The sequence below is a fragment of the Pseudomonas sp. PA27(2017) genome, from assembly GCF_001945445.1.
In the GTDB taxonomy this organism is placed as follows: Bacteria; Pseudomonadota; Gammaproteobacteria; order Pseudomonadales; family Pseudomonadaceae; genus Aquipseudomonas.
Map to the genome: position 1 here is coordinate 93,656 of NZ_MSXW01000008.1, position 22,887 is coordinate 116,542.

Here is a 22,887-nt window from a genome sequence, read left to right on the forward strand (position 1 = left end):
AAGCGCCGCGCGAAAAAACCATTTTTTCTGCCGGGAAATCGCTTGCCAGGACGGGCAAGGCTTGGCCGGGACAGTCGTGCACGCTGTCGACGGGCCGGCGCAGGATAAACCAGGGGCCGCACGGCCCCAAAGGGCGGCTCGGCGAGCCGCCATCCGCAAGAGTCAGCCGGTGACGGTGCCGTTCGGCTTGCGCCCGGCGAACACGTCGACCAGGCTGGCGACGACCATCTGCCCCATGCGCGTGCGGGTCTGCACCGTGGCGCTGGCGCGGTGCGGCTGCAGCACCACTTGCTCGAGCTCGAACAGCTCGCCTGGCACCCGAGGCTCGTCGGCGAACACGTCCAACCCGGCACCGGCGATCTGCCCGCTCTGCAACGCGGCGACCAGGGCGGGCTCGTCGACCAGCTTGCCGCGGGCGATATTGATCAGGTAGCTGTCGCGCCCCAGGGCATGCAGCACCTCGGCATTGACGATGGCCTCGCCCTTGTCCGCGGCCGCCGCCAGGATCAGCGCATCGCTGCCATCGGCCAGGCTCAGCAGATCGGCCACGAAGGTGTGCGGCACGTCGTTCATCGGCTGCAGATCGGTGTAGCTGATCGGGCAACCGAAGGCCGCGGCACGGGCGGCTACCGCACGCCCTACCCGGCCCATGCCGACGATGCCGATGCGCATGCCGGAGAACTGCCGGGCCAGCGGTAACGGCACCAGTGGCGTGGCGCTTTTCGCCCATTGGCCGCTGCGCACGTAACGATCACCGGTGCTGATGCCTCGGCACAGGTCGATCAGCAGGCCAATGGCCAGGTCGGCGACGTCTTCGGTCAGCGCGCCGATGGTGGTGGTGACCTGGATGCCGCGGTCACGCGCATAGGCCAGATCGATCGCATCGGTACCCACGCCGTTGACCGCCACCACTTCGAGATTCGGCAACTGCGCCATCACCGCCTGGCTGATGCCGGTGTGCCCGCCGGTGATCACCCCGCGGATGTTGGCGCCGTGCTGCGCAAGATGGGCGGCTTTGTCGGCCTGCTCGTAGTAACGGCGAATGGTGAACAGCTCGTCGAGCTGATCGCGGATCTCTGGAATCAGGATGGGGCTGAGCTGCAGGACTTCTGGTTTCATGGGTACCTCGATTGTTGTCTTGGGCAGGTCGCGTCGACGAACTGCCGATCAGCCACGCCCGACGAAGGGCATGTTGGTGGCCATCACGGTCATGTTCAGCACGTTGGCCGACAACGGCAGCGCGGCGATGTAGCGCACTGCGTCGGCAACGTGGCTGACGTCGACCATCGGTTCGACGGCGATCTCGCCATTGGCCTGGCGCACGCCCTTGGTCATGCGCACCGACAGCTCGGTCAGGGCGTTGCCGATGTCGATCTGGCTGCAGGCGATGCCGAACTCGCGGCCGTCGAGCGCCAGGGACTTGGTCAGCCCCAGCACCGCGTGCTTGCTGGTGGTGTAGGCGCTGCTGTAGGGCCGCGGCGTGTGCGCCGAGATCGAGCCGTTGTTGATGATCCGCCCGCCCTGGGGCGACTGCTTGCGCATCAGCCGGAACGCGCCACGCGCGCAGAGGAAAACGCCGTTGAGGTTGGTGTCGATGACGTTGCGCCACTGCTCGACATCCAGCTCGTCCAGCGTCACGGCTGGCGTGTTGACGCCGGCGTTGTTGAAGATCACGTCGAGCCGCCCATAGACCTCCTCGACGCTGGCGAACAGGGCATCGACGCTGGCCGGATCGCGGACATCGGTCGGTACCGCGATGGCGTCCTGACCACGGCTGCGGGCAGCCTCGACCATCGCCAGCAGCGGCTCGGGCCGGCGCCCGGCCAGCACCAGAGAAAAGCCGTCGGCCATCAGCGCTTCAGCCACGGCCTTGCCGATGCCGCTGCCGGCGCCAGTGACCAGGGCCACCTTGTTCAGGGATTGTTGGGACATACGTGGGTCTCCTCAGTGAGCGGTTCACGGCCTGTCGTCATGCCGATACGAAATGATGAGAACTCATGTGGGACCGGGCCACGCCGGTGATTTCGCGCATGGCGCGCTCCCACAGGTAACGGTTGAGCGAACTCTAGGGGCGGCTGCCGACGCGCATTTCCAGCTCGGCCACGCCGTCGATGCCGGCGTTGATCACATCGCCCGGGTTCAAGGCGGCGACGCCGTGGGGCGTGCCGGTCATGATCAGGTCGCCGGGGCGCAGCGGCACCAGGTGCGACAGCAGGCTGACCACCTCGCTGACCGCGAAGATCTGCTCGTCGAGCGCGCTGCGCTGGCGTTCCTGGCCATTCACGCTCAGCCACACCGCGCCCCGCTCCGGGTGCCCGGCCTCTGCGACCGGCACCACCGCCGTGATCGGTGCGGCGCCGTCGAACACCTTGGCCATTTCCCAGGCCATGCCGGCGCTCTTTACGCGCATCTGAATATCGCGGCGGGTCAGGTCGAGGCCGGCAGCGTAGCCCCACACGTGCTGCAGGGCATCGGCCTGGTCGATGGCGGCGCCGGCCTTGCCGATCGCCACCACGAATTCGATCTCATGGCAGAACTCGTCCGTCATCGGTGGGTAGATCACTTCGCCCACCGCCTCGACCACGGCGCTGGCCGGTTTCATGAAGAACACCGGCGCATCGGGCTTTACGTCGCTGGCGCCCGGCCACGGGTAGTTGCGCCCCACGCAGAACACGCGGCCCACCGGAAAGCGCTCGTCGCTGCCGGCGACCGGCAGGCTCACCTGGGGTTCGGGGGTAAACACATAGGAAGTGGAAGTCATTGTTGTTGGACTCCTGTCTGGAGCGCTCAGCCTAAAGCCGGCTGAGCGCAAAAAGTTGGACGAAAGACGCTTGCTCTTGGAGAAAACCGGCCAATTACCGCTCAGCGCGCCTGCAACTGGATGCGATAAAGCCGCCCCAGCAGCAGCGAGTACGACAGCGTGCCCATCAGCGCCACGCCGCCGATGAACCAGAAGGCCATGGCGAACGAGCCGGTAGCCTGCACGATGGCGCCGATCACGATGGGCGTGACGATGCCGCCGATGTTGGCCGCCAGGCTGGTGACGCCGCCGGTCAGGCCGATCAGCTCCTTGGGTGCGACTTCCGAGACCGCCGCCCAGGACGACGACGCGATGCCCTGGGCAAAGAACGCCAGGGTGAGGATGGCGATGCACAGCACGTTGGAGTCGGTGAAGTTGACCAGCACGATCGACATGCCGAGCATCGAGCCCACCACCAACGGCAGCTTGCGTGCAAAGGACAGCGAGTAGCCGCGGCGGATCAGCAGGTCGGAGACGATCCCCGCCAGCAGGATGCCCACCGTGGCGCCTATGAATGGCATCACCGCGAAGATGCCGACCTTGATGATGGTCAGGTTGCGCTCTTCGATCAGGTAGGTCGGGAACCATGTCAGGAAGAAATACAGCGCCGAGGTGCTGGCGAACTTGCCGATGCAGATCGCCCACACCTGGCGGTAGCGGAACAGCTCGGCGACCTGGCGCCAGTTGAACCTGGTGCGCTGCTGGCTGCTCTTGGCCAGTGCCCCGCCCTCCTCGATGTACTGCAATTCTTCCTTGCTGACCTTCTTGCAATTCATCGGGTCGCGGTACAGGTACAGCCAGATCACCCCGAACACGATCCCCGCCGCACCCGTGGTATAGAAGATGTGCCGCCAGTCGTAAGTCGTCGCCAACCACAGCAGCGCGCCGGTGAACAGTGCCGTCCCCAGGTACTGGCCGCACACGTAGATGCTGCTGGCCATGCCGCGCTCGCGGGCCGGAAACCACACCGTTACCGCCCGGCTGTTAGCGGGAAAGGCCGGCGCTTCCATGGCGCCGACTGCCAGGCGCAAGCCGAACAACGCACCGAAGCTGCTGACCAGGCCCTGGCATACGGTGACCGCCGACCAGCTGATCAGTGATACGCCGTAGGTGAGTCGCGAGCCGAAGCGGTCGGCCACGAACCCCGCCGGCACCAGGGCCAGGGCGTAGGTCCAGGCGAACGCCGAGAAGATCAGGCCCATCTGGATCTTGTCCAGGCCGAGATCCTCGGCCATGAACGGCGCGGCGATGGAGATGTTCACCCGATCGACGTAGTTGATGATGGTCGCGATCAGCAGCAGCGACAGCATGAACCAGCGCCGACGGGTCGGCAGGCTGCGCGGTACGGCGGCCTCGGTGGCACCGGGGTGCTCGGCAGCAGCGGCCTGGGAAGTGGGAATGCTCGACATGGGTGACCTCTTATAATTGGAATATCGAGTTTTTTCGGGCGAACGCGCCCTGCACCCGCGGTAATCGGGGTGAGCGTGTTCATGGGCGTTGGGGCTAGAAAATGGCGGTGCGCAACATCAGCTCGCGCGGCCGGGGCACGACGTTGGATGTGGGGGCGAATGGGCGGAGGGCCGTGAAACGGGGCGAAAAACCATCGAGCTGCACCTGTGATTGTTTTTGGATGAGATGTCGCTGTGCATGGCCCTTAAGGTGATCGTACAACCTTTGTAAATCAATATTTCCGTTAGATCGTTTTCTCCGGTGCCTTTCAGGTCGATTGAACCAGTCCAAAAAATCCTGCTGCACCGGGCTCCCCAGAGAATCTGTAAAAATCGGCTGAAAGTACTGCCCTAGAGCAGCCGAAGGCAAAAATACGCCCCGCCCATATTTTGGACAGACCCTCATGAGCAGCACGAAGAATTATCGTCGTGGCCAAGGCAGATCATCGTACAACCCGCTTGCCAGAGCGCTTCGTGAGCAGCCAATATGTTGCGAAACATTCTTGATAGAGAGCGGGTGGATGTCGTCACTGAGTCAGATTCCTACCTATTTCATGCAACAGCGTAGCGAGCTGACGGACTTCTATATCCGCGACAAGAGAGGCCGTCGCGCCGAAACCGCGCCCCACCGCCATGAATACTTCCAGGTGCAGATCAACCTGGGCGGCGACACCGTGCAGCATATCGGCAACGTCGAGCGCCCCTTCCCGCGCAATACCCTGGCGTTCATCCTGCCCCACCGGGTGCACGTGATTCCCCATCCGCCGGAAAGCAATTTCATCGTCATCAATTTCTCCCAGACCTTTCTGTTGCCGCACCTGCAGTGCGACCCGATGGATCTCGAAGACGTGTCCATTCTGCTGGCCCCGGAGCTGTCGCCCTTCCGCTTCCAGCAGTACCTGGACTTCACCCTGGACGATACCCATTTCGCCCAGGTGTGCGCATTGATCGAGCAGATGCGCGAGCTGGATGTCAGCCGTCAGTTCGGCGTACGGGAAATCCTCAAGGGTCTGATGCTGCAGCTGATCGGCCTGGTGTGCATGCTCTACGCCGAGCCGCTCAAGCAACTGGCGGAAAGCAACGCCGCCCAGGCGAGCCGGCGCGATGCGCTGGGGCGGATGTCCGAGTATCTGCGGCGCAATATCGCCGACCCGGACCTGAACCTGAAGAAGGTAGCGGCGGCCACTTACCTGTCGCCGAGCTACCTGACCCACTGGCTGCGCAAGGAGGTCGGCAAGACCTTCAGTGACATGGTGCTGGAACGGCGCATGCACGCCGCCCGCAACCATCTGCTCAACGGCAGCAAGCCGGTGGGCGAAGTGGCGCGGTTATGCGGCTTCGCCGACGAAGCTTACTTTTCCCGGCGCTTCCGGCAAATCCACGGCCTGCCGCCTGGTCAGTTTCGCCGCCAGCAGTTGAACCCGGACACACCGCAAATTCCCTTTACCGATTAGCTGCGCTGGCAACTTGAGCCGCACGCAGGCGACGTACGTAAAGCACGCCCCAGGTCAGCCCCACCAACGCCGAAGCCAGCGAGCCCAGCAGCACGCCGAGCTTGGCAGCAGCCAGCAGGTTGGCATCGGTGAAGGCCAGATTGGCGATGAAGATCGACATGGTGAAGCCGATGCCGGCCAGCAGACCGATCAAGGCGACGCCGCGCCAGGACACGTCGGCTGGCAAGCGGCACAGGCCGAGCCTGACCATCAGCCAACTGACGCTGATCACACCGACCGGCTTGCCGACCAGCAGCGCGACGGCCACGCCGATCATCACCCAGTGCGAGGTGGCCGACGACAGATCGGTACCACCCAGGCTCACGCCGGCGTTGGCCAGGGCGAACAGGGGCATCAGGCCAAAGGTCACCCAGGGGTGCAGGGCCAGCTGTACGCGCACCACCGGCGGCAGCAGCTCACGCTGGGCCAGGCGCAACTGACGCAACGTCTGGGCGGCCTCGTTGGACGCCACGGCAGTGCCGCTGTCGTCCTCCAGCTCACGGGCGATACGGCCCACGGCGTCACGCGGCACCTCACGGGTCGGCAGGCACATCACCGGGGTCATCAGGCCGAGGATCACCCCAGCCAGGGTCGGGTGCGCGCCGGTCATCAGCAAACCACCCCACATCAGCGCGCCCGGCAGTACATAGGCGAAAGCCGAGCCAATGCCGATACGCTGCAAACCGAGTACCGCCAGCGCACCGACGCCGGCCAGGGCAAAGCCGCTGTAGTTGAGCCCGTCCGAATAGAACAGCGCGATGAGGATCACCGCGATCACGTCGTCGATCACCGCCAGGGTCAGCAGAAAGATGCGCACGCCCGAGGGAATGCCCTTGCCCAGCAGCGCCAGTAGGCCGACGGCGAAGGCGATGTCGGTCGCCGCGGGGATCGCCCAACCGTGCAAACCGGCCCCCTGTAGATTGAGGCTGGCGTAGATCAGCGCCGGCATGATCACGCCACCGCAAGCGGCCGCGATCGGCAGCGACGCCTGACGCAAGTCGGCCAGGGCGCCATCGTGCATCTCCCGGCGGATCTCCATGCCGACCACCAGGAAGAACAGGGTCATCAGGCCATCGTTGATCCAGAAATGCAGGGACTGGGAAAAGCCGAAGCTGCCGAAACCGAACGACACGGGCGCATGCCAGAGCGCGTGGTAGCTGTCGGCGTAGGGCGAATTGGCCCAGATCAGCGCCGCGGCGGTGGCCAGGAGCAACACCACGCCACTGAAGGCTTCGCGATGCAAAAGGCTGCGGATGAAGTCGAAAGTGCGCTCGGCAAGATGCTGGGCACGGGGAAGATTCTGATGGGACGGGCGCGTTTTCATGGACGAGCGGACTCCGCGCGGCGGCCCGACCAACGCAACAGACCTGTCTCACCGCACCATGCGGCTAACACCCGGCCGCCATCCTACACAGATGGTCGGCCCAGGCACCAGCCCTGCTGGCCACGGAACGGTGGGTCAGCAAGCGCTATGGCAGCGCCTGGCGATAAGCACCAGGCACCGTGAGCCTCAATCAGCGCCCGGTTTTGATCCGCGTCCACTCACGGGTGATGATCCGCTGGATCGGCGCGGGAAGGTCAGCGGACACGTAGAGCTTGGCGATCACCTCGTCTGCCGGATAGATGCCCGGGTTGTCGCGCACGCTCGGCTCCAGCAACGCTGTGGCGTCCTTGTTGGGGTTGGCATAGCCCACGTAATCGCTCACCGGGGCGATGACCTCCGGGCGCAGCAGGTAATCGATCAGCGCATGAGCGCCATCGGCATTACGTGCATCGCGTGGAATGGCGAGCATATCGAACCAGAGGTTGGCGCCCTCCTTGGGGATCACGTAGCGAATGTCCATCGACTTGCCGGCATCCTTGGCGCGGCTCTGGGCCTGCATCACGTCACCGGAATAGCCGACCGCCACGCAGACGTCGCCGTTGGCCAGGTCGGCGATATAGCGCGACGAGTGAAAATAGGTCACCGATGGCGCCAGCTTCTGCAGCAGTGCCGAGGCCTTGGCATAGTCATCCGGCTCGTGGCTGTTGGGGTCCAGACCCAGGTAATGCAGCGCCTGGGGGATGATTTTCACCGGCGCATCGAGAAAGGCCACACCGCAGCTCTTGAGCTTGGCGAGGTTGGCTGGGCTGAACACCAGTTCCCAGGAATCCACCGGCGCGCCATCGCCCAGCACCGCCTTGACCTTCTCGGCGTTGTAGCCAATGCCTACGGTGCCCCACATGTACGGCACCGCGTACTTGTTGCCGGGATCCGCTGCCTCCAGGCGCTGCATCAGGCGGGGATCGAGGTGCGACCAGTTGGGCAGCTTGCTGCGCTCGAGGGGCTGATAGACCTGGGCGCGAATCTGCTTGGACAGGAACTGGCTGGACGGCACCACCAGGTCATAACCCGAGTGCCCGGACAGCAGCTTGGCTTCGAGCATCTCGTTGGTCTCGAAGACGTCGTAGGCCACGGCGATCCCCGTTTCCTTTTCGAAGTTCTTCAGAGTGTCCGGCCCCATGTAGTCGGACCAGTTGTAGAAGTGCACCTGTTTGTCGTTGGCTTGGGCGAACGAGCAGGCGACGAGGCCGAGACTGGCGAACAGCAGCTTGTTCATGGTTGATCCTTGTTCAATGGGAGACGCTGACGTGCAACACGCCAGGCGTTTACGCGTTCTGCACGGCGACAGAGCGCGGCCCACCTGGCCAAGCAGAAGCTGTGCCAGGAGACTCAAGGTATGGGTCTAGCTAAAGAAATGAAAAATACAACGCGTGCCATGCGGATCAGCTGCACCCAATCGTGAACGAACCACCCAGCGCTGCTGCTCGATGAGCCATCCGTAACACCGCGGTGTTGGCGACAAACCGAAAGCGCTCAGTCGCCGCCCCCGCCTCCTCCATCACCACCACCATCCCCGCCGCCGACACCGTAATCGTCGGAGTAGCGGTTGTTATCGACGATGGTGCTGGTCGAGCCGCCGGAGTCGGAAGCCTGGCTTTTTCTGACTCGCTTGCGCCGCTTGGCGGTGAAGAACTGGTAGAGCACGCGCAGCGCGAGCGCTCCCAACACGAGCGCGTAGATCCACACGGTTATACCGTCATTCCAATAGCTCTGAATGATCATCGTCGCCTCCTGCCAAGCATGCCGCCCGATCCTACGCCATGTCCCGCTCCCACGCGCAACGGTAACGTCGCTAGCTACGACCCGGCGTCACGGCGGTCGTTCCACGCCGCTCGCCAGGCTGGCTTGCTGATAAACTGCGAGGCCTACACGCAGGACTCCAACTGCGTACTCCAACCCGTACTGCCACACCTGGCGGCCACGCTCCGACACCTCTGCCCTGAGCCCGGCATCACAGATACCATGAGCCGACTGGAGCCGCTATGACGAGCGCAATCAGAAAGCCCGAAATGCCCCTGAAAACTGCCGTGCCCCTAGCATCACGCCTTTTGCCCTATCCCGCCGCTTCTCCGTAACGCCGATGATGGATTAGACCGCTTTTTATTAGAAGGCCCGCAAGAATAAGGCTAGAGACAAAGCCAAAACACCTGTACCACTTTTGTACCGCCGAAGACCCTCGAATCAAGTTGAAGGATACCTGTGGTCACTAGGCTTGGCTGGTCAAGCATCCATGGGGACCAAAGGTGCCGCCTACGGAACTAACGAAAGATACGCACCAACTGCGGATCGTCGCTAATTGGCCCGCCTGATCTGTGCTCGCGAACCACCGGCGGGGCCCCTGGTGTTAAGGCCCGGCCGACGTTAGCCTCACACACTGATTCAGCCACTCGCCACGTGGCTCCACCGCGCATACAGCGAGCGCGCCGCAGCATCGAGGCAAAAACCCAATACTCCAATCAGTAAAACCATTGCCATCAGCTCGGAATAGGCCAGGCGGTCGCGCGTATCGAGAATGTAGTAACCAAGGCCGGCGCTTACCCCGAGCATCTCGCAGGGCACCAGCACGATCCACAGAATACCGATTGCCAGGCGCACTCCAGTCAGTACGTGACCAAGCACGCCGGGCACGATTACCCGACGCAGGGTTTCCCAGCGTGTCGCACTGAGGCTACGCGCTAGCTGCAGCCATCGGCCGTCGAGTTGCTTCACGCCAGCGGCAGTGTTGAGCAGGATTGGCCACACCGCAGCGAAGGCCAGCAGGAAGTAGATCGGCTGGTCGCCAACGCCCATCACCATTACAGCAATCGGCATCCACGACAGCGGCGAGATCATCCGCAGGAATTGGAATGCCGGAGTAGTCGCCCACTCCAGGTTACGCCAGCTGCCCACCAGCAGGCCCAGCGGCACACCAATCAGCAACGCCAGACCAAGGCCTATGAAGATGCGCTTGAGGCTCACCAGCACATGCTCGAACAGCTCCGGCCGTTGCAGCAGCTCGACTAGGCTGGCCAGTGTGGCCTGGGGCGTGAATAGCGCCACCAGGCCTTCGCCGCTGCTGAACAGCGCCAGCAGCAACCACCAGAGAACGAACAGACCGAACAGACCGGCCAGACCGAGCCCCCAGCTCTTCAGCGAAGTGCTCACACCGCGATCTCCTCGACGCGCTCGAAGCTTTCCGGCGCACCGAAGGCCTTGAGCCCACCGACCGCTTCGATGGCCGTGCGCACGAAGCGATCATCCACCAGATCGCGCGCCGTGGCAGCCGGGTCGAGATCGGCAAGGAAACTGCTGTTGCCTTCGATCAAGGTGCTCTTCAGGCGCTTGACCAGTTCCTCGGTGTAGCTGGGGAAGGGATACGGCTGGAAGTCGATACGCTTGTCGGCCCAGTCGCCGTGCTGGATCGCGCCGCTGGCCAGATAAGCGTCGCGTTCGCTGGCCACCGGTGCCAACACGCGGCTGAGCACGTCCGGCGCATGGGGTGTGTAGCGATTGGCACCGTCCTTGGACAGCAACTGTGCCGCCTCCGCGCGGTTGTCGCGCGTCCACAGTTGCGCCTTGACGATGGCGTTGACCACCTTCTGCGACCACTCGGGGCGGTTGTTCAGGTCATGCTCGTGCATGAACACCACGCAGCAGGCATGGTTGCGCCACACATCGCCGGTGAAGCGCTGGATGCGCCCGACCTTGAGGTTCTCGGCCAGGGCATTGAACGGTTCGGCCACGATGTAGCCGGCAATGCGTTTGCTGGCCAGGGCCGGCGGCATGTCCGAGGGCGGCAGCACCACCAGATTGACCTCGTTGGCGGCGACGCTGGCGTTGGCCGCCTTGCTCACCGGGGTCAGGCCACTGTCACGCAGCAACTGCTGCACCACCACGTTGTGGATCGAGTACCAGAACGGAATGGCGATGGACTGCCCGCCGAGCTGCTTCACATCCTCGATGCCAGGGGCCACGGTCAACCCCGAACCGCCGACGTGGTTCCACGCCACCACCTTGGCCGGCACCTGGCTGCCGTAGCGTGCCCACACGGTCATCGGCGACAGCAGGTGGATGACGTTGACCTGGCCGGAGATGAACGCCTCGATCACCTGTGCCCAGCTGCGCAGCAACACCGGGCGCTCGGACTGGATGCCCTCGGCCTCGAACAGGCCGTTGTTGTGCGCCACCAGCAAGGGAGTGGCGTCGGTGATCGGCAGATAGCCGATGCGGACCGGCGCGTCGGGCTCGCCGGCGGCACGCGCCTGCAGGCTGGTCAGCAGCGGGAAGGCACCGGCTGCGGTGAGCAGGCCAGTCAGTTTGATGAAATCACGACGCGTATGGGTGGGATCGTCCAGGCACATGGCAGGGCTCCAGCGGTTCGAGTGAAGGTCCGTTGTTGCGGCTCGCCCGCCGTAGGGTTTTGAGGATGTCGACGCGCAAGGCGCCCAGCTCATCGACCAGGTCAGCGCGAGGCTGCGGCAGGTCGATGCGCCACTGATCGAGCGTGTGCGCCGGGGTGCCACCCAGTAGCAGGATACGGTCGGACAGCAGCAGCGCTTCATCGATGTCATGGGTGATCAGCACGGCGGCGGTATGCCGCTCGCGGATCAGGTTCAGCAGCAGCTGTTGCATGTCGGCGCGGGTCACTTCGTCCAGTGCGCCGAAGGGCTCGTCGAGCAGCAGTACGTGCGGCTCGCGGGCCAGACAGCGGGCTAGCGCGGTGCGCTGGGCCATGCCACCGGAGAGTTCACTGGGGTAGCGCTCGCGGGCGTGGGCAAGATCCACGGCGGTAATCGCCTGGTCGATCAGCGCCTGACGCTGCGCCCCTGTGCGACTCGGCTGACGGGCGAAGCCCAGGCCGAAGCCGACGTTCTGCTCCAGGCTCAGCCAGGGCAGCAGCGACGGATCCTGAAAAGCCACCGCCACCCGTGGGTGCGGCCCGTTCAGTTGCTCGCCAAATAGCTCCACCCTGCCCTGCTGCGCCGCCTGCAAGCCGGCCAGGACGCGCAGCAGGCTGGACTTACCCACCCCGCTGGGGCCGAGAATGCTGACCAGCTCGCCGGCACGCAGCTCCAGCTGGAAGCCTTCCAGCACGCTGCGTTGGGCGTAGCCCAAACTGATGTCACGCGCATGCAGGACGGTCATGCGGCCAACTCACCGTGCTTGCGCAGCTCGCTACGCAGTTGCACCAGGCTCGGCGTAACTACGGGCACGAAGGCCGACTCGCGCAGGCGCCGGGCAAAACCGCTGCCGTAAGCTTGCAGGTAGGCCTTGCCGCCGCTGGCCTGCAACTCCAGCTGTACCGCCTCGGCCGCCATCTGGGCCAGGCCGATACGAATCTTGAACAGCGGCACCGGGCCGGCGGCGAAATGGCCGTGCTGCAAACCATCGTGCAGCGCGCGCTCGAGCCCCTTTAGCTCAGCTTCGAGCACCTGCCATTCGCCTTCCAGCACCGAGCGACCATCGCCCATCCGCGCCTTGGCTTCCACCAGGGCGCGCCGCGCCAGGCCAATCGCCAGGCCACACTGCAAGCCAAGGAAGGCTGGGCGCACGCGCGGCAGGTAACTGCGCGCATCGGCGGCGATCAACCAATCTCGGCTGAGTGCTGCGCCTTCGATACGGATCGCCGCGGTATTGCTCGACTGCAGGCCCAGCAGCTGCAGGTCTTCGCTGCGCACCAGCCCCGGCAAGTCATCCGGCAGCGCCGCCACGAAGGGCTGCGCGCCCGGCAGGTCGATGGCGGCGGCCACGGTGAAGCCGCTCTTGCGCAGGTTGGTGACCCACGGCAGTTGGCCGTCCAGTCGCCAGCCATCGCCCTGCGCCTGGGCCGCCACGCCCAGCTTTTCGATACCGGAAAGAAACTTCATGGCGTTGGACAGGCCGGTGGCACCCGCCTTGCTCCCGCGGAGCAGGTCTCCCAGCAGGCGTTCGCGCAGCCCCGCGTTGTCGCTCTGCAGCAGGTACTCGATAAAGGCGCGCTGGCCCCATAAGACGAACGCGGCGGTGAGTGAATGGCTGGCGACCTGGGCGATGGCTTCGACAGCATCGGTCACGTCCCCACCCACGCCGCCCAGCTCGGGCGCAACGCCGTGGCGCAACACATCGGCGGCGGCCAGTTGGCCAAGCAGGCCTTCACCGTCTAGCAGGCCACGGTCGAGTGCATCGGCCTGAGCGTCCAGCCATTGGCGCAACGAGTGATCGAGCATGCGGTCGGTCTCCTTCAGGGCAGGTACTCAGGCCTCGGCCTGTTCCCAGCGGTAGCGCGCAAGCTCAGGGTTGAGCGGCGTATGGGCAAAGCTGTTGGCGAAATTGCACAAGGTCGCCAGGCTCACGCCGAGGATCACCTCCAGCGCCTGGCCCTCTTCGAAACCGGCATCTTTGAAAGCCTGGTACTCGGCATCACTGACGTTGCCACGGGCGGCGATCACCGCTCGGGTGAAGGCGGCCAGGGCCTCGTAACGGGCATTGGGTAACTCGCCACGGGCACGCAATGCCTCGATCACCTCGGCCGGCAACTTGGCCTTGTTCTGGGCGACCGCCGTATGGCCAGCTACACAGAAGCTGCAGCCATGAGTGGTGGCGGCGATCAACTGGATCACCTCGCGCTCGGCCAGGCCGAGGCTGGTCTTGCCGTTGAGCGCTGAGACGGTGATATAGGTTTCCAGGGCGGCCGGTGCATTGGCCAAAACAGCCAGCAGATTGGGGATGAAACCCGAGTTGCTAAGGGCGTTCTGCAGGAAAGTACGGGCTTCTTGCGGGGCTGATTCGAGTGTCTGTAGGGTGACGCGAGACATGGTTCATCTCCTAACCAAGAGGTGTGACACTATTGTCTTGGTTATAAAAATCATGAGCCATATTCTAAAGTCGCATTCACTTGCTCTTGAGTCTTTCCATTAGATGAATTCTTCCACTGCCCCTTTTGTATGGTTATTAGACAGCCTGGAACTGGATGCCAGCCTGTTCCATGTCGGCCGTTACTGTGGCAGTTGGCAGGCCAGTACCCACGGCCTGGCACGGGCCAGTTTCCACCTCCTGGTACAGGGCAAGTGCTGGCTGCACCTGGCCGAACGCGAACAAAGCATCGCCCTGTACAGCGGCGACGCCGTGTTCCTGCTGCGCGACCTGCCCTATCGGCTATCCGACGCGGCCTCGCCTGGACAGGCGCAGTGCAACCCGCGCATCGCCATGCTGCCATTGGACGCCAGCACGCAGGATGGCGTGAGCCTGGTCTGTGGCTTCTTTCATTTCCGTCCGGGGCTGAGCAGCCTGATCATCGATGCCTTGCCGGATCACTTGGTCCTGCGCGCCGGTGATCCAGGCTCCAGCGCCGCACGGCGGCTGTTCGAATTGATCATGGAGGAGTGCTCACGTAGCGATGGCCCGGCCGTCGCCCTGCTCGAGCGCCTTAGCCACTTGCTGTTTCTCTACGTGCTGCGCGAGCAGGGCCAGGCCGTGGCAGACCTCGGCGGCCTGCTGGGCCTGGCCCGCCACCCACAGTTCGCTGCCCTGCTCGAACGCCTGATCGCAGAGCCCCAGCAAGCCTGGCCACTGGAGCAGATGGCCGAGCTGACCGGCCTGTCGCGCTCGGCCTTCTGCAAACGCTTTCAGGAACTGGCCGGCACCTCGCCAGGCCACGTGCTGCTGACCCTGCGCATGCGCCAGGCGTGTCGCCTGCTGCAACAAGGACAACCGGTCGCCGAAACAGCCGATGCCTGCGGCTACCAGTCGGTAGCCGCTTTTACACGGGCATTCAGCAAGGTGACTGGGGCGTTGCCTGGGGCGTATCGAAAGCAGTTTGGATGAGCGACAGCTAATCGTAATTCACCGTCGCAGCTGTCGGCGCAGAAACAAGGGGCTGTAGTTAGCTTCCAGACTGTGCTTGGTGAGGCACCGCCTGTTATCTCTAAAAATAATATAAATATTTATTTATATTATTTTTAGAGATAACCCTCCAGCCTTTATAAGACAAGGTATTACGGCTGCGAAAAGGCTCTACCGCCAATGCTCGAACACCCGAAAAAGCTCAGGCTCGAACCATTACCTGCATCCGATCACGCCCTACAAGCTGCTGCCATAGCAACAGCAGACCAACTGCTGCCACAACAACAGCGATTCAACAATCCGCGTGCCAGATCAACAGACGCCAAGCTACCTGGTGCCGGCCAAGCCAGTTTTTCCGGGGGAACCGCTGCTGGTATGGCGATTGCTCCAAGTGCCTCGCCTCGAGCAACAGCCCTACAGGAATATCTCGGATGAGCACTCCCTTTAAAATAGTCGCCGTTTCCGGCGGCACCTCCCGTCCCTCACGCACATTGGCACTGACCGAAGCCATCGTCTGCGAAATCGGCAAGCATCTGGCTATCGACACCCACCTGATCGAACTGGGCAACATCGCCCGCCCGCTCGGTGGTGCGCTGTGGCGCAAGGAATTGCCGGAAACCGTCGAACATGAGCTGCGCCAGATCGAGTCAGCCGATTTACTGGTGGTCGCCGCACCGGTCTATCGCGGCACCTACCCAGGGCTGTTCAAGCACCTGTTCGACCTCATCGATCAGGGTGCGCTGATCGACACCCCGGTACTGCTCGCCGCCACTGGTGGTAGTGAACGGCATGCCTTGGTGCTCGATCACCAGTTGCGTCCGCTCTTCAGCTTCTTCCAGTCGCTGACCCTGCCCATCGGCGTGTACGCCAGTGAGGCCGACTTCGCCGATTACCGCGTCGCTAGCGATGCCCTTCAGGCGCGCATAGAACTGGCTGCCGAGCGAACTGCCGCTCTAGTGCGTGGCCAGACACCCGCCCTGAGCAAGATCGCCTGAGGAGCTTCCATGAGCCAGCACCCCATTTGCCTGGAAGACCAAACAGCGAGGGATATCGCGTGAGAACCAATCAACAACCCACCGTGCTCAGTCCCTTGCAGGCCGCTCGCCGACTGGCTGCGAATTTCGCCGAGACAGCCGTCGAGCGCGACGAGGCCGGCGGCACACCCAAGCTACAGCGCGATGCGATCCGTCAGAGCGGCCTGTTGTCGATGAGCATTGCGACCCAGTTCGGCGGCCTTGGCGCCAGCTGGAGCGAAACCCTGGGAGTCGTGCGCGAATTCGCCAAGGTCGACAGTTCCATCGCCCATGTTTTTGGCTTTCAGCACCTGATGCTGGCTACCGTGCGCCTGTTCTCTCGCCCCGATCAGTGGCAGCCCTGGTTCGAGCAGACCGCGCGCAAGAACTGGTTCTGGGGCAATGCGCTCAATCCGCTGGATACCCGCACCGTGGTCAAGACCTTCGATGGCTGGCGTGAGTTTTCCGGCAAAAAGAGCTTCTGTTCCGGCGCCAGCGACTCGGAAATGCTGATTGCCTCTGCGGTCGACGAAAGCGCCGGCGGCAAACTGCTGATCGCCGCCATTCCCAGTGGCCGCACCGGCATCACGCTACATGGTGACTGGAACAACATGGGCCAGCGCCAGACCGATAGTGGCAGCGCCACTTTCGAGCGCGTGCGCGTGGAAGAGAACGAACTGCTGCTCGACCCCGGCCCGCTGAGCACGCCCTTTGCCTGCCTGCGCCCGCTGATCGCTCAGTTGCACTTCGCCCATATCTTCCTCGGCATCGCCGAAGGCGCCTTGGAGGAAGCCCGTCAGTACACCCTCAAGGAAGGTCGGCCCTGGTTTCGCTCCAAGGCCCAGCACGTCAGCGAAGACCCTTACGTACTGCGCCACTACGGCGAGTTCTGGGTGGGCCTGGAAGGCGTGCGACTGCTGGTGGAACGCGCCGCCGCGCAACTCGACGAAGCGTGGCACAAGGAACACGCCCTCGGTGCCGAGGAGCGCGCGCAACTGGCGCTGTCCATTGCCACGGCCAAGGTGGCGGCTGCCCGCACCGGGCTGGATATCTGCAACCGTCTGTTCGAGGTGACCGGCGCCCGCGCCACCCACGCCTCGCTACGCCTCGACCGCTATTGGCGCAACCTGCGTACCCAGAGCCTGCACGACCCGGTGGACTACAAGCTCCACGAACTGGGTGAGTGGGCACTGAACCAGACGCGTCCCACCCCGTCTTTCTATTCGTAGGGATCCCCATGCAACTGCTGACCCTCCCCCCCTCGCCGACACTGGCTACCTCGATCCGGGCGACCGCACAGGTCTTCGAAGACCCTAGATCGCAGGCGCTTCTCGCCCACTTGCAACAGGTCGCACCCAGCGAGGCCAGCGTCCTGATCATCGGCGAAACCGGCACGGGCAAGGAGCTGGTCGCGCGCCACATCCATAACCTAAGCGGCCGTCGCGACGGCCCCTTCATGGCGGTCAACTGCGGCGCCTTCTCCGAGTCGCTGGTGGAGGCGGAACTGTTCGGCCATGAGAAAGGCGCCTTCACCGGCGCCCTGGCGGCCAAGGCTGGCTGGTTCGAGGAAGCCAACGGCGGCACGCTGTTCCTCGACGAGATCGGCGATCTGCCCATGGCCATCCAGGTCAAGCTGCTGCGCGTATTACAGGAGCGCGAGGTGGTGCGCCTGGGCTCGCGCAAGAGCATCCCGATCAACGTGCGCGTGGTCGCCGCCACCAACGTGCAGCTGGACAAGGCCATCGGCGCCGGCAACTTCCGCGAGGATCTGTACTACCGCCTCAACGTCGTCAGCCTGCAGCTCTACCCGCTGCGTGAGCGCCCGGGCGACATCCTGCCGCTGACCCGGCACTTCATCAAAACCTACTGCAGCCGCCTGGGCTACGGCGAAGTGCGCCTGTCCGCCGAGGCCGAACGCAAACTGGTGAGCTACGACTGGCCGGGCAACATCCGCGAGCTGGAGAACGTCATCCACCATACCTTGCTGGTGTGCCGTAACGGCCTGGTGCAGGACGACGATCTGCGCCTGTCGCACCTGCGCATAGAACGCCAGGATCAGCCGCAGGCAGCCGCCCTCGAAAGTGCCGACGAACAATTGTTGCGCGCCTTCCACCGGCTGTTCGAGGAACAGGCGGGTGGCCTGCACGAGAAGGTCGAGGACAGTCTGCTACGCACTGCCTACCGCTTCTGCCATTGCAATCAGGTACACACCGCCAGCCTGCTCGGGCTGAGCCGCAACATCACCCGCGCCCGGCTGATCGCCATTGGCGAACTGGTGGTCAATCGACGTCGGCCGCAGAGCCAGGCACGTCCTGATAGGACGGTACAACTATCGATATAAGAAGCCGGCACGCAAGCCGCCTGCACATGCGGCACACGTCACCGGCTCCATACCCACCTTGCGTTGCCTCAACCACAGCAACGAGGAAAACATGATGAGTCTCGACATATTCTGGTTCCTGCCCACCTCTGGCGACACCCGCTACCTGGGTCACTCCGGCAGCGGCCGTCCGGCCACCAACGCCTACATGCGGCAGATCGCGGTAGCTGCCGACCAGCTCGGCTACGACGGCTTGCTGATTCCCACCGGCGCCAGTTGCCTCGATCCCTGGGTCACCGCTGCCAGCCTGGTACCGGTCACCCAGCGCATCAAACTGCTGGTGGCGCTGCGCACGTCGCTGGGCAACCCCACTGCTTCAGCCCGCCAGGCCGCCAGCCTGGATCAGGCCAGCGGCGGTCGTCTGCTGCTCAACGTGGTGCCCGGCGGCGATGCCACCGAACTGGAAGCCGACGGCGTGTTTCTCGCCCACGACGAGCGCTATGAAGCCTCCGATGAGTTCCTGAGCATCTGGCGTCGCCTGCTGCAGGGCGAGAAAGTCGACTTCGACGGCAAGCACCTCAAGGTACGCGGCGCACAGAACTTCTTCGAGCCGGTACAGAAACCCTACCCGCCGCTGTACTTCGGCGGCTCTTCACCTGCCGCCCATGAACTGGCGGCCAAGCACGTCGACGCCTACCTGACCTGGGGCGAACCACCGGCCGCCGTGGCCGAGAAGATTACCGACGTTCGCGCCCGCGCCGCCAAACAGAACCGTACCGTGCGCTTCGGCGTGCGCCTGCACGTGATCGTGCGCGAAACCGTTGATGCGGCCTGGGCCGCCGCCGACGAGCTGATCAGCCATCTGGACGAAGCCACCATCGCCGCAGCCCAGGCCAACTACGCCAAGATGGACTCCGAAGGCCAGCGGCGCATGGCCGCGCTGCACGGCGGCGACCGCAACAAGCTGGAGGTCGCACCCAACCTCTGGGCCGGCGTCGGCCTGGTGCGCGGCGGCGCCGGTACTGCCCTGGTGGGCGATCCGGAAACGGTCGCTGCACGCCTGCTGGAATATGCGGGCCTGGGCGTCGACAGCTTCGTGCTGTCCGGCTACCCGCACCTGGAGGAAGCCTACCGCTTCGCCGAACTGGTATTCCCGCTGCTGCCCGGCAAGGGCAAGGTCACCGTCGAGGGTGCCTTCACCGGCGGTGCCTTCGACGTGCGTGCCGGCAAGGAGAAAGTCGCATGAAGGTCATCGACCTACGCTGTCGCCCAGCCTACCTGCACCCCTTCTTCGGTGGCGTACCGGGTTCGCCCGAACATGACGTCGCCCGGTGGCTCAACCGCCGCGTCGGTACCCGTGGCGCGGACGATCACTTCGAGCGCTCGCTGACACCCGAAGGATTTCTCACCGAAGTACGCGAGGCCGGCCTGCACAAGGCCGTGGTGGTTGGCCGGCATACGCCGAGCCAGCACCTGCCCAACGATACGATCCACGGCATCGTCCATGGTCACGACGAACTGCTCGGTATCGGCGCGGTGGAGGCGGCATTGCAGGGCATCGAAGGCACACTGAAGGAAATCGACCGCGCCATAGACCAGCTAGGCCTGGCCGGCATCGACCTGGAACCCGGCTTCGGCGACCCGGCGCGGCACCCGGACGATGCGCTGTACTGGCCGATCTACGAGCACCTGCAGAAGCGTGGAATCCCGCTGTTTCTGATGAGCGGCCCGACCACCCCCGATCCGGCCTACAACGACCCAGGCCGCCTGGCGGCCGTGGCGCGCGCCTTCCCGGACCTGCAGATCGTCGCCTACCACGGCTACTGGCCCAACGTGCAGCAGGCCATCGGCGTGGCCTTCCGCTACGGGAACATCCACCTGGTGCCAGACATGTACCTGTTCCTGCCCGGTAGCGAAGGCTATGTGCAGGCGGCCAACGGTTATCTCGCCGATCAGTTGCTGTTCGGCTCCTCCTACACCTTCCGCCCGATCCGCCAGAGCATCGAGGATGCCCAGCGCCTGGGATTGAGGGACGAGGTGCTGGAGAAGTTCTTCAGCGGTAATGCCGAGCGCCTGTTCAAGCTTGGCTAGGCGTTTTACGACAAGCTCTTGATGAAATGAACTGGCCGAGGCATCCGCCTCGACCAGCCCTGCCCCATCAGCTTTCCTTGCTGCAATCACGAGGGGTGATGCCTTTCTCCTTGGCATACTTCTGCGACGAGGCCTCGATGATCGGCCGCAACAGCGCGCGATCCGCCTGCACCCAGTCACTGATCAGGTTCCATTTCTGCCCGTCCCACTGCTGGAAGCGTACCGCGCCACCACCTTCGTGATCAGAGCAGGACAGTTTCAGCGGCTGCACCAAGCCCTTGGCACCGAGTGCCTGCAGGCGTACGTCGTCCAGGTTCAGATTCTCGAAGCCCCAGCGCACCTGCTCACCGCTAAGCGGCTGTTTGCCAAACTTCTCCTGGGCCAGGCGTAGCGCCTCGACGTTGAGGATGCCATTGACCACCCCCAGGTTGTAGTAAACGGTGCCGAAGCGCTTCGGATCGGCCAGGTCACCCTGCCCCTTGTCCACCACGTCCTGCTTGATGCCTTGCAGCACCGGGAAGTCGGTGCCGGACGGGTGCGTGGTGATGGAGATGAAACCCTTGGCGGCGGCGCCGGCAGGTGCGGCGTCTTCTTCGGAGTTGCTCCAGATGTTGCCGATGATGTGGTCAGTCGGGAAGCCAACCTTCTGCGCGGTTTTCAGGGCCACCGGATTCATTACCCCCCAGCCACGCAGGATCACCCAGTCCGGTTTCAGCCGGCGAATGTTCAACCACTGCGACTGCTGTTCGTTGCCTGGGTGTGGTACTTCCAGCAGGGTCAGCTCGAAGCCGTATTTGTCGGCCAGGGTTTGCAGCACCTCGTTGGTTTCCTTGCCGTAGGGCGAGCCGTGGTAAAGCGTGACGATCTTCTTGCCCTTGAGGCCCTGCTCGCCGCCGGCCTGCTGGCCGATCCAGTTGACGATGGCCGAGACCTCGGAATACGGATTGAGCTGCAGCGGGAAGGCATAGGGAAACACGCTGCCGTCGGTGGAGTCGGTACGCCCGTGGTTGATGGTGATCAGCGGCAGCTTGTCGGCCGTGGAGCGATCCAGCGTGGCGTAGGCGATGCCCACCGACAGCGGATTGGTGGCCGCAGCCGGCGCACCGTTGAGCCCACCCTTGAGGCGCTCGTAGCACTCCACACCCTTCTCCACCACGTATTCGGTTTCGCACTCGCTCCAGGTCAGCTTGACCCCATTCACACCGCCGTTGGCATTAACGTACTTGAGATAGTCGATGAAACCGCCGAAGAATCCGGTGCCGCCAGCGGCATAAGGCCCGACGCGGTAGCTTTGCAGCGGGAAGTACTGTTCGTTGGCCGCCTGCACGTGGAGTGCGCCAGCGGCGAGGGTTACGGCCAACGCAAGGCGGCCGAGGACGGATCGGGTCGACATCGTGGTTATCCTTTGCAAATCAGAGGGCAGTATTTTTCGCGGACGGGCGTCCGCTTCGAGGGTTCGCTCAGTAGCGCAACGGCCACCGCCGCGCGCGCTCGCGAAAACGGTGCCAGAGGCGCGCCAGGCCCTCCGGCTCTTTGATCAGGAAGACGATGATCAGCGTGCCGAAGACGATCTTCTGCAGGTTCTCCACCTGCCCGGCATCGATCAGCCCGGCCGGCAGTTGGGAGGCCAGGTTCGACAGCAGCACCGGGAACAGCACGATGAAGGCAGCGCCCAGGAAGTTGCCGAGGATGCTGCCCAGGCCGCCGATAATGATGATGAACAGGATCTGGAACGAGCGGTTCAGGTCGAAGCCGTGGGGCTCCACGGTACCCAGATAGGTGAAGGCCCAAAGCGAGCCGGCAACGCCGAGGAAGAAGCCGCTGATGGCGAAGGCCAGCAGTTTGGTCTTGAGCAAGGGAATGCCGATGACCGCGGCGGCGGTATCCATGTCGCGCACCGCCATCCAGTTGCGTCCAAGTTCGCTGCGTACCAAATTGGTTCCCAGCCAGAACAGCGCACTGACCACCGCCAGGGTCAGCAGGTAGCGCCCCGCCGGTGAAGAAAAGTCATGCCCGGCCACCACCAACGGCGGTGTGCTGATCACGCCAGAAGCACTGTCATTGCTGAACCAACTGAAGCGGGTTAACGCCCATTGCACGAAAAATTGCGCTGCCAGAGTCGATACCAGCAGATAGAAACCCTTGATACGCAGGCTCGGCAGGCCGAAGACGATGGCCACCAGCGCCGCCACCAGGCCACCCAGCAATAGACTGACGATCAGCGGCAGCCCGGCAATACGCAGCTCGACGTTGTAGGCAGCGAAGGCGCCAACTGCCATGAACGCCGCCGAACCCAGCGACAATTGCCCGGCGTAACCGGTCAGCAGATTGAGCCCGAGACCGGCCAGCGACAGCACCAGGAATGGAATCAGGATGGCGCTGAACCAGTAGTCATTGCCCAGCAGCGGCACACCGATGAAGACGAATGACAGCAACGCGGCCAGGCCCAGGCGATCCTGGCGCAGACGGAAGAATCGGCGGTCGTTGGCGTAGCGCACGCTGAACTGGCCAGCTTCTTGGTACAGCATGATCGACTCT

General features: G+C 63.8%; 21 protein-coding genes. 7 read left to right on the forward strand and 14 right to left on the reverse strand.

Going from position 1 to position 22,887, the window contains the following annotated elements; translation table 11 throughout:
- Positions 1-162 precede the first annotated feature (162 nt).
- From BVH06_RS03250 to BVH06_RS03265, 4 genes are all read right to left on the reverse strand, one after another.
- A complete protein-coding gene (locus tag BVH06_RS03250) occupies positions 163-1,119 on the reverse strand; it encodes a 2-hydroxyacid dehydrogenase (RefSeq protein ID WP_075933170.1) in 957 nt (318 codons plus the stop codon).
- 48 nt (positions 1,120-1,167) lie between these two features.
- A complete protein-coding gene (locus tag BVH06_RS03255; protein WP_027910692.1) occupies positions 1,168-1,932 on the reverse strand; it encodes an SDR family oxidoreductase in 765 nt (254 codons plus the stop codon).
- 133 nt (positions 1,933-2,065) lie between these two features.
- On the reverse strand, positions 2,066-2,761 hold the full coding sequence (locus tag BVH06_RS03260; protein WP_075933171.1) for a fumarylacetoacetate hydrolase family protein: 696 nt from the start codon (positions 2,759-2,761) through the stop codon (positions 2,066-2,068).
- A gap of 101 nt (positions 2,762-2,862) precedes the next feature.
- Entirely contained in the window at positions 2,863-4,209 is a 1,347-nt protein-coding gene (locus BVH06_RS03265; RefSeq protein ID WP_075930403.1) for an MFS transporter, read from the reverse strand.
- A gap of 560 nt (positions 4,210-4,769) precedes the next feature.
- On the opposite strand from BVH06_RS03265, the gene BVH06_RS03270 reads away from it, so the two are divergent.
- A complete protein-coding gene (locus BVH06_RS03270) occupies positions 4,770-5,702 on the forward strand; it encodes an AraC family transcriptional regulator (RefSeq protein WP_075930404.1) in 933 nt (310 codons plus the stop codon).
- Here BVH06_RS03270 and nhaA read toward each other — a convergent pair.
- The 8 genes from nhaA to BVH06_RS03310 form a co-directional block, all read right to left on the reverse strand.
- A complete protein-coding gene (gene nhaA / locus BVH06_RS03275; RefSeq protein ID WP_075933172.1) occupies positions 5,692-7,065 on the reverse strand; it encodes a Na+/H+ antiporter NhaA in 1,374 nt (457 codons plus the stop codon). The two genes, BVH06_RS03270 and nhaA, sit on opposite strands and share 11 nt — an antisense overlap.
- A 190-nt stretch (positions 7,066-7,255) precedes the next feature.
- Positions 7,256-8,341 carry a polyamine ABC transporter substrate-binding protein gene (locus BVH06_RS03280; protein WP_075933173.1) on the reverse strand — a complete coding sequence of 362 codons (1,086 nt, stop codon included), beginning with the start codon at positions 8,339-8,341 and terminating at the stop codon, positions 7,256-7,258.
- Between the two features lie 257 nt (positions 8,342-8,598).
- On the reverse strand, positions 8,599-8,847 hold the full coding sequence (locus BVH06_RS03285; RefSeq protein ID WP_075930407.1) for a hypothetical protein: 249 nt from the start codon (positions 8,845-8,847) through the stop codon (positions 8,599-8,601).
- 657 nt (positions 8,848-9,504) lie between these two features.
- Positions 9,505-10,269: an ABC transporter permease gene (locus BVH06_RS03290; RefSeq protein WP_075933174.1), complete on the reverse strand. Its 765-nt coding sequence runs from the start codon at positions 10,267-10,269 to the stop codon at positions 9,505-9,507.
- Positions 10,266-11,465: an ABC transporter substrate-binding protein gene (locus tag BVH06_RS03295; RefSeq protein WP_075933175.1), complete on the reverse strand. Its 1,200-nt coding sequence runs from the start codon at positions 11,463-11,465 to the stop codon at positions 10,266-10,268. Before BVH06_RS03295 ends, BVH06_RS03290 begins: the two co-directional genes overlap by 4 nt.
- Complete coding sequence (locus BVH06_RS03300; protein ID WP_075933176.1) at positions 11,431-12,249, reverse strand: ABC transporter ATP-binding protein; 819 nt, start codon at positions 12,247-12,249, stop codon at positions 11,431-11,433. The genes BVH06_RS03295 and BVH06_RS03300 overlap by 35 nt, the downstream gene beginning before the upstream one ends.
- Positions 12,246-13,310 (reverse strand): acyl-CoA dehydrogenase family protein, encoded by a 1,065-nt coding sequence (locus BVH06_RS03305; protein ID WP_075933177.1) that lies wholly within the window; start codon positions 13,308-13,310, stop codon positions 12,246-12,248. Before BVH06_RS03305 ends, BVH06_RS03300 begins: the two co-directional genes overlap by 4 nt.
- A 27-nt stretch (positions 13,311-13,337) precedes the next feature.
- Positions 13,338-13,898, reverse strand: coding sequence for a carboxymuconolactone decarboxylase family protein (locus tag BVH06_RS03310; RefSeq protein ID WP_075933178.1), 561 nt, complete (start codon positions 13,896-13,898; stop codon positions 13,338-13,340).
- A 103-nt stretch (positions 13,899-14,001) separates the two neighbouring features.
- Between BVH06_RS03310 and BVH06_RS03315 the strand changes: the two genes are divergently transcribed.
- From BVH06_RS03315 to BVH06_RS03340, 6 genes are all read left to right on the forward strand, one after another.
- Positions 14,002-14,907, forward strand: coding sequence for an AraC family transcriptional regulator (locus BVH06_RS03315; RefSeq protein ID WP_075933179.1), 906 nt, complete (start codon positions 14,002-14,004; stop codon positions 14,905-14,907).
- Positions 14,908-15,356: 449 nt separating this feature from the next.
- Positions 15,357-15,920 (forward strand): FMN reductase, encoded by a 564-nt coding sequence (gene msuE / locus BVH06_RS03320; protein WP_075933180.1) that lies wholly within the window; start codon positions 15,357-15,359, stop codon positions 15,918-15,920.
- A gap of 59 nt (positions 15,921-15,979) precedes the next feature.
- Positions 15,980-17,167 (forward strand): acyl-CoA dehydrogenase family protein, encoded by a 1,188-nt coding sequence (locus tag BVH06_RS03325; RefSeq protein ID WP_075933182.1) that lies wholly within the window; start codon positions 15,980-15,982, stop codon positions 17,165-17,167.
- An 8-nt stretch (positions 17,168-17,175) separates the two neighbouring features.
- Positions 17,176-18,279: a sigma-54-dependent Fis family transcriptional regulator gene (locus BVH06_RS03330; protein ID WP_075930437.1), complete on the forward strand. Its 1,104-nt coding sequence runs from the start codon at positions 17,176-17,178 to the stop codon at positions 18,277-18,279.
- 94 nt (positions 18,280-18,373) lie between these two features.
- On the forward strand, positions 18,374-19,504 hold the full coding sequence (ssuD, locus tag BVH06_RS03335) for an FMNH2-dependent alkanesulfonate monooxygenase (RefSeq protein ID WP_075933255.1): 1,131 nt from the start codon (positions 18,374-18,376) through the stop codon (positions 19,502-19,504).
- Entirely contained in the window at positions 19,501-20,349 is an 849-nt protein-coding gene (locus BVH06_RS03340; protein ID WP_075933183.1) for an amidohydrolase family protein, read from the forward strand. Before ssuD ends, BVH06_RS03340 begins: the two co-directional genes overlap by 4 nt.
- 67 nt (positions 20,350-20,416) lie before the next feature.
- Here the strand turns inward: BVH06_RS03340 and BVH06_RS03345 are convergent, their stop codons facing one another.
- Positions 20,417-21,742, reverse strand: coding sequence for an ABC transporter substrate-binding protein (locus BVH06_RS03345; protein ID WP_075930439.1), 1,326 nt, complete (start codon positions 21,740-21,742; stop codon positions 20,417-20,419).
- Positions 21,743-21,809: 67 nt separating this feature from the next.
- Positions 21,810-22,877: a branched-chain amino acid ABC transporter permease gene (locus tag BVH06_RS03350; RefSeq protein WP_075933184.1), complete on the reverse strand. Its 1,068-nt coding sequence runs from the start codon at positions 22,875-22,877 to the stop codon at positions 21,810-21,812.
- Positions 22,878-22,887: the final 10 nt, after the last annotated feature.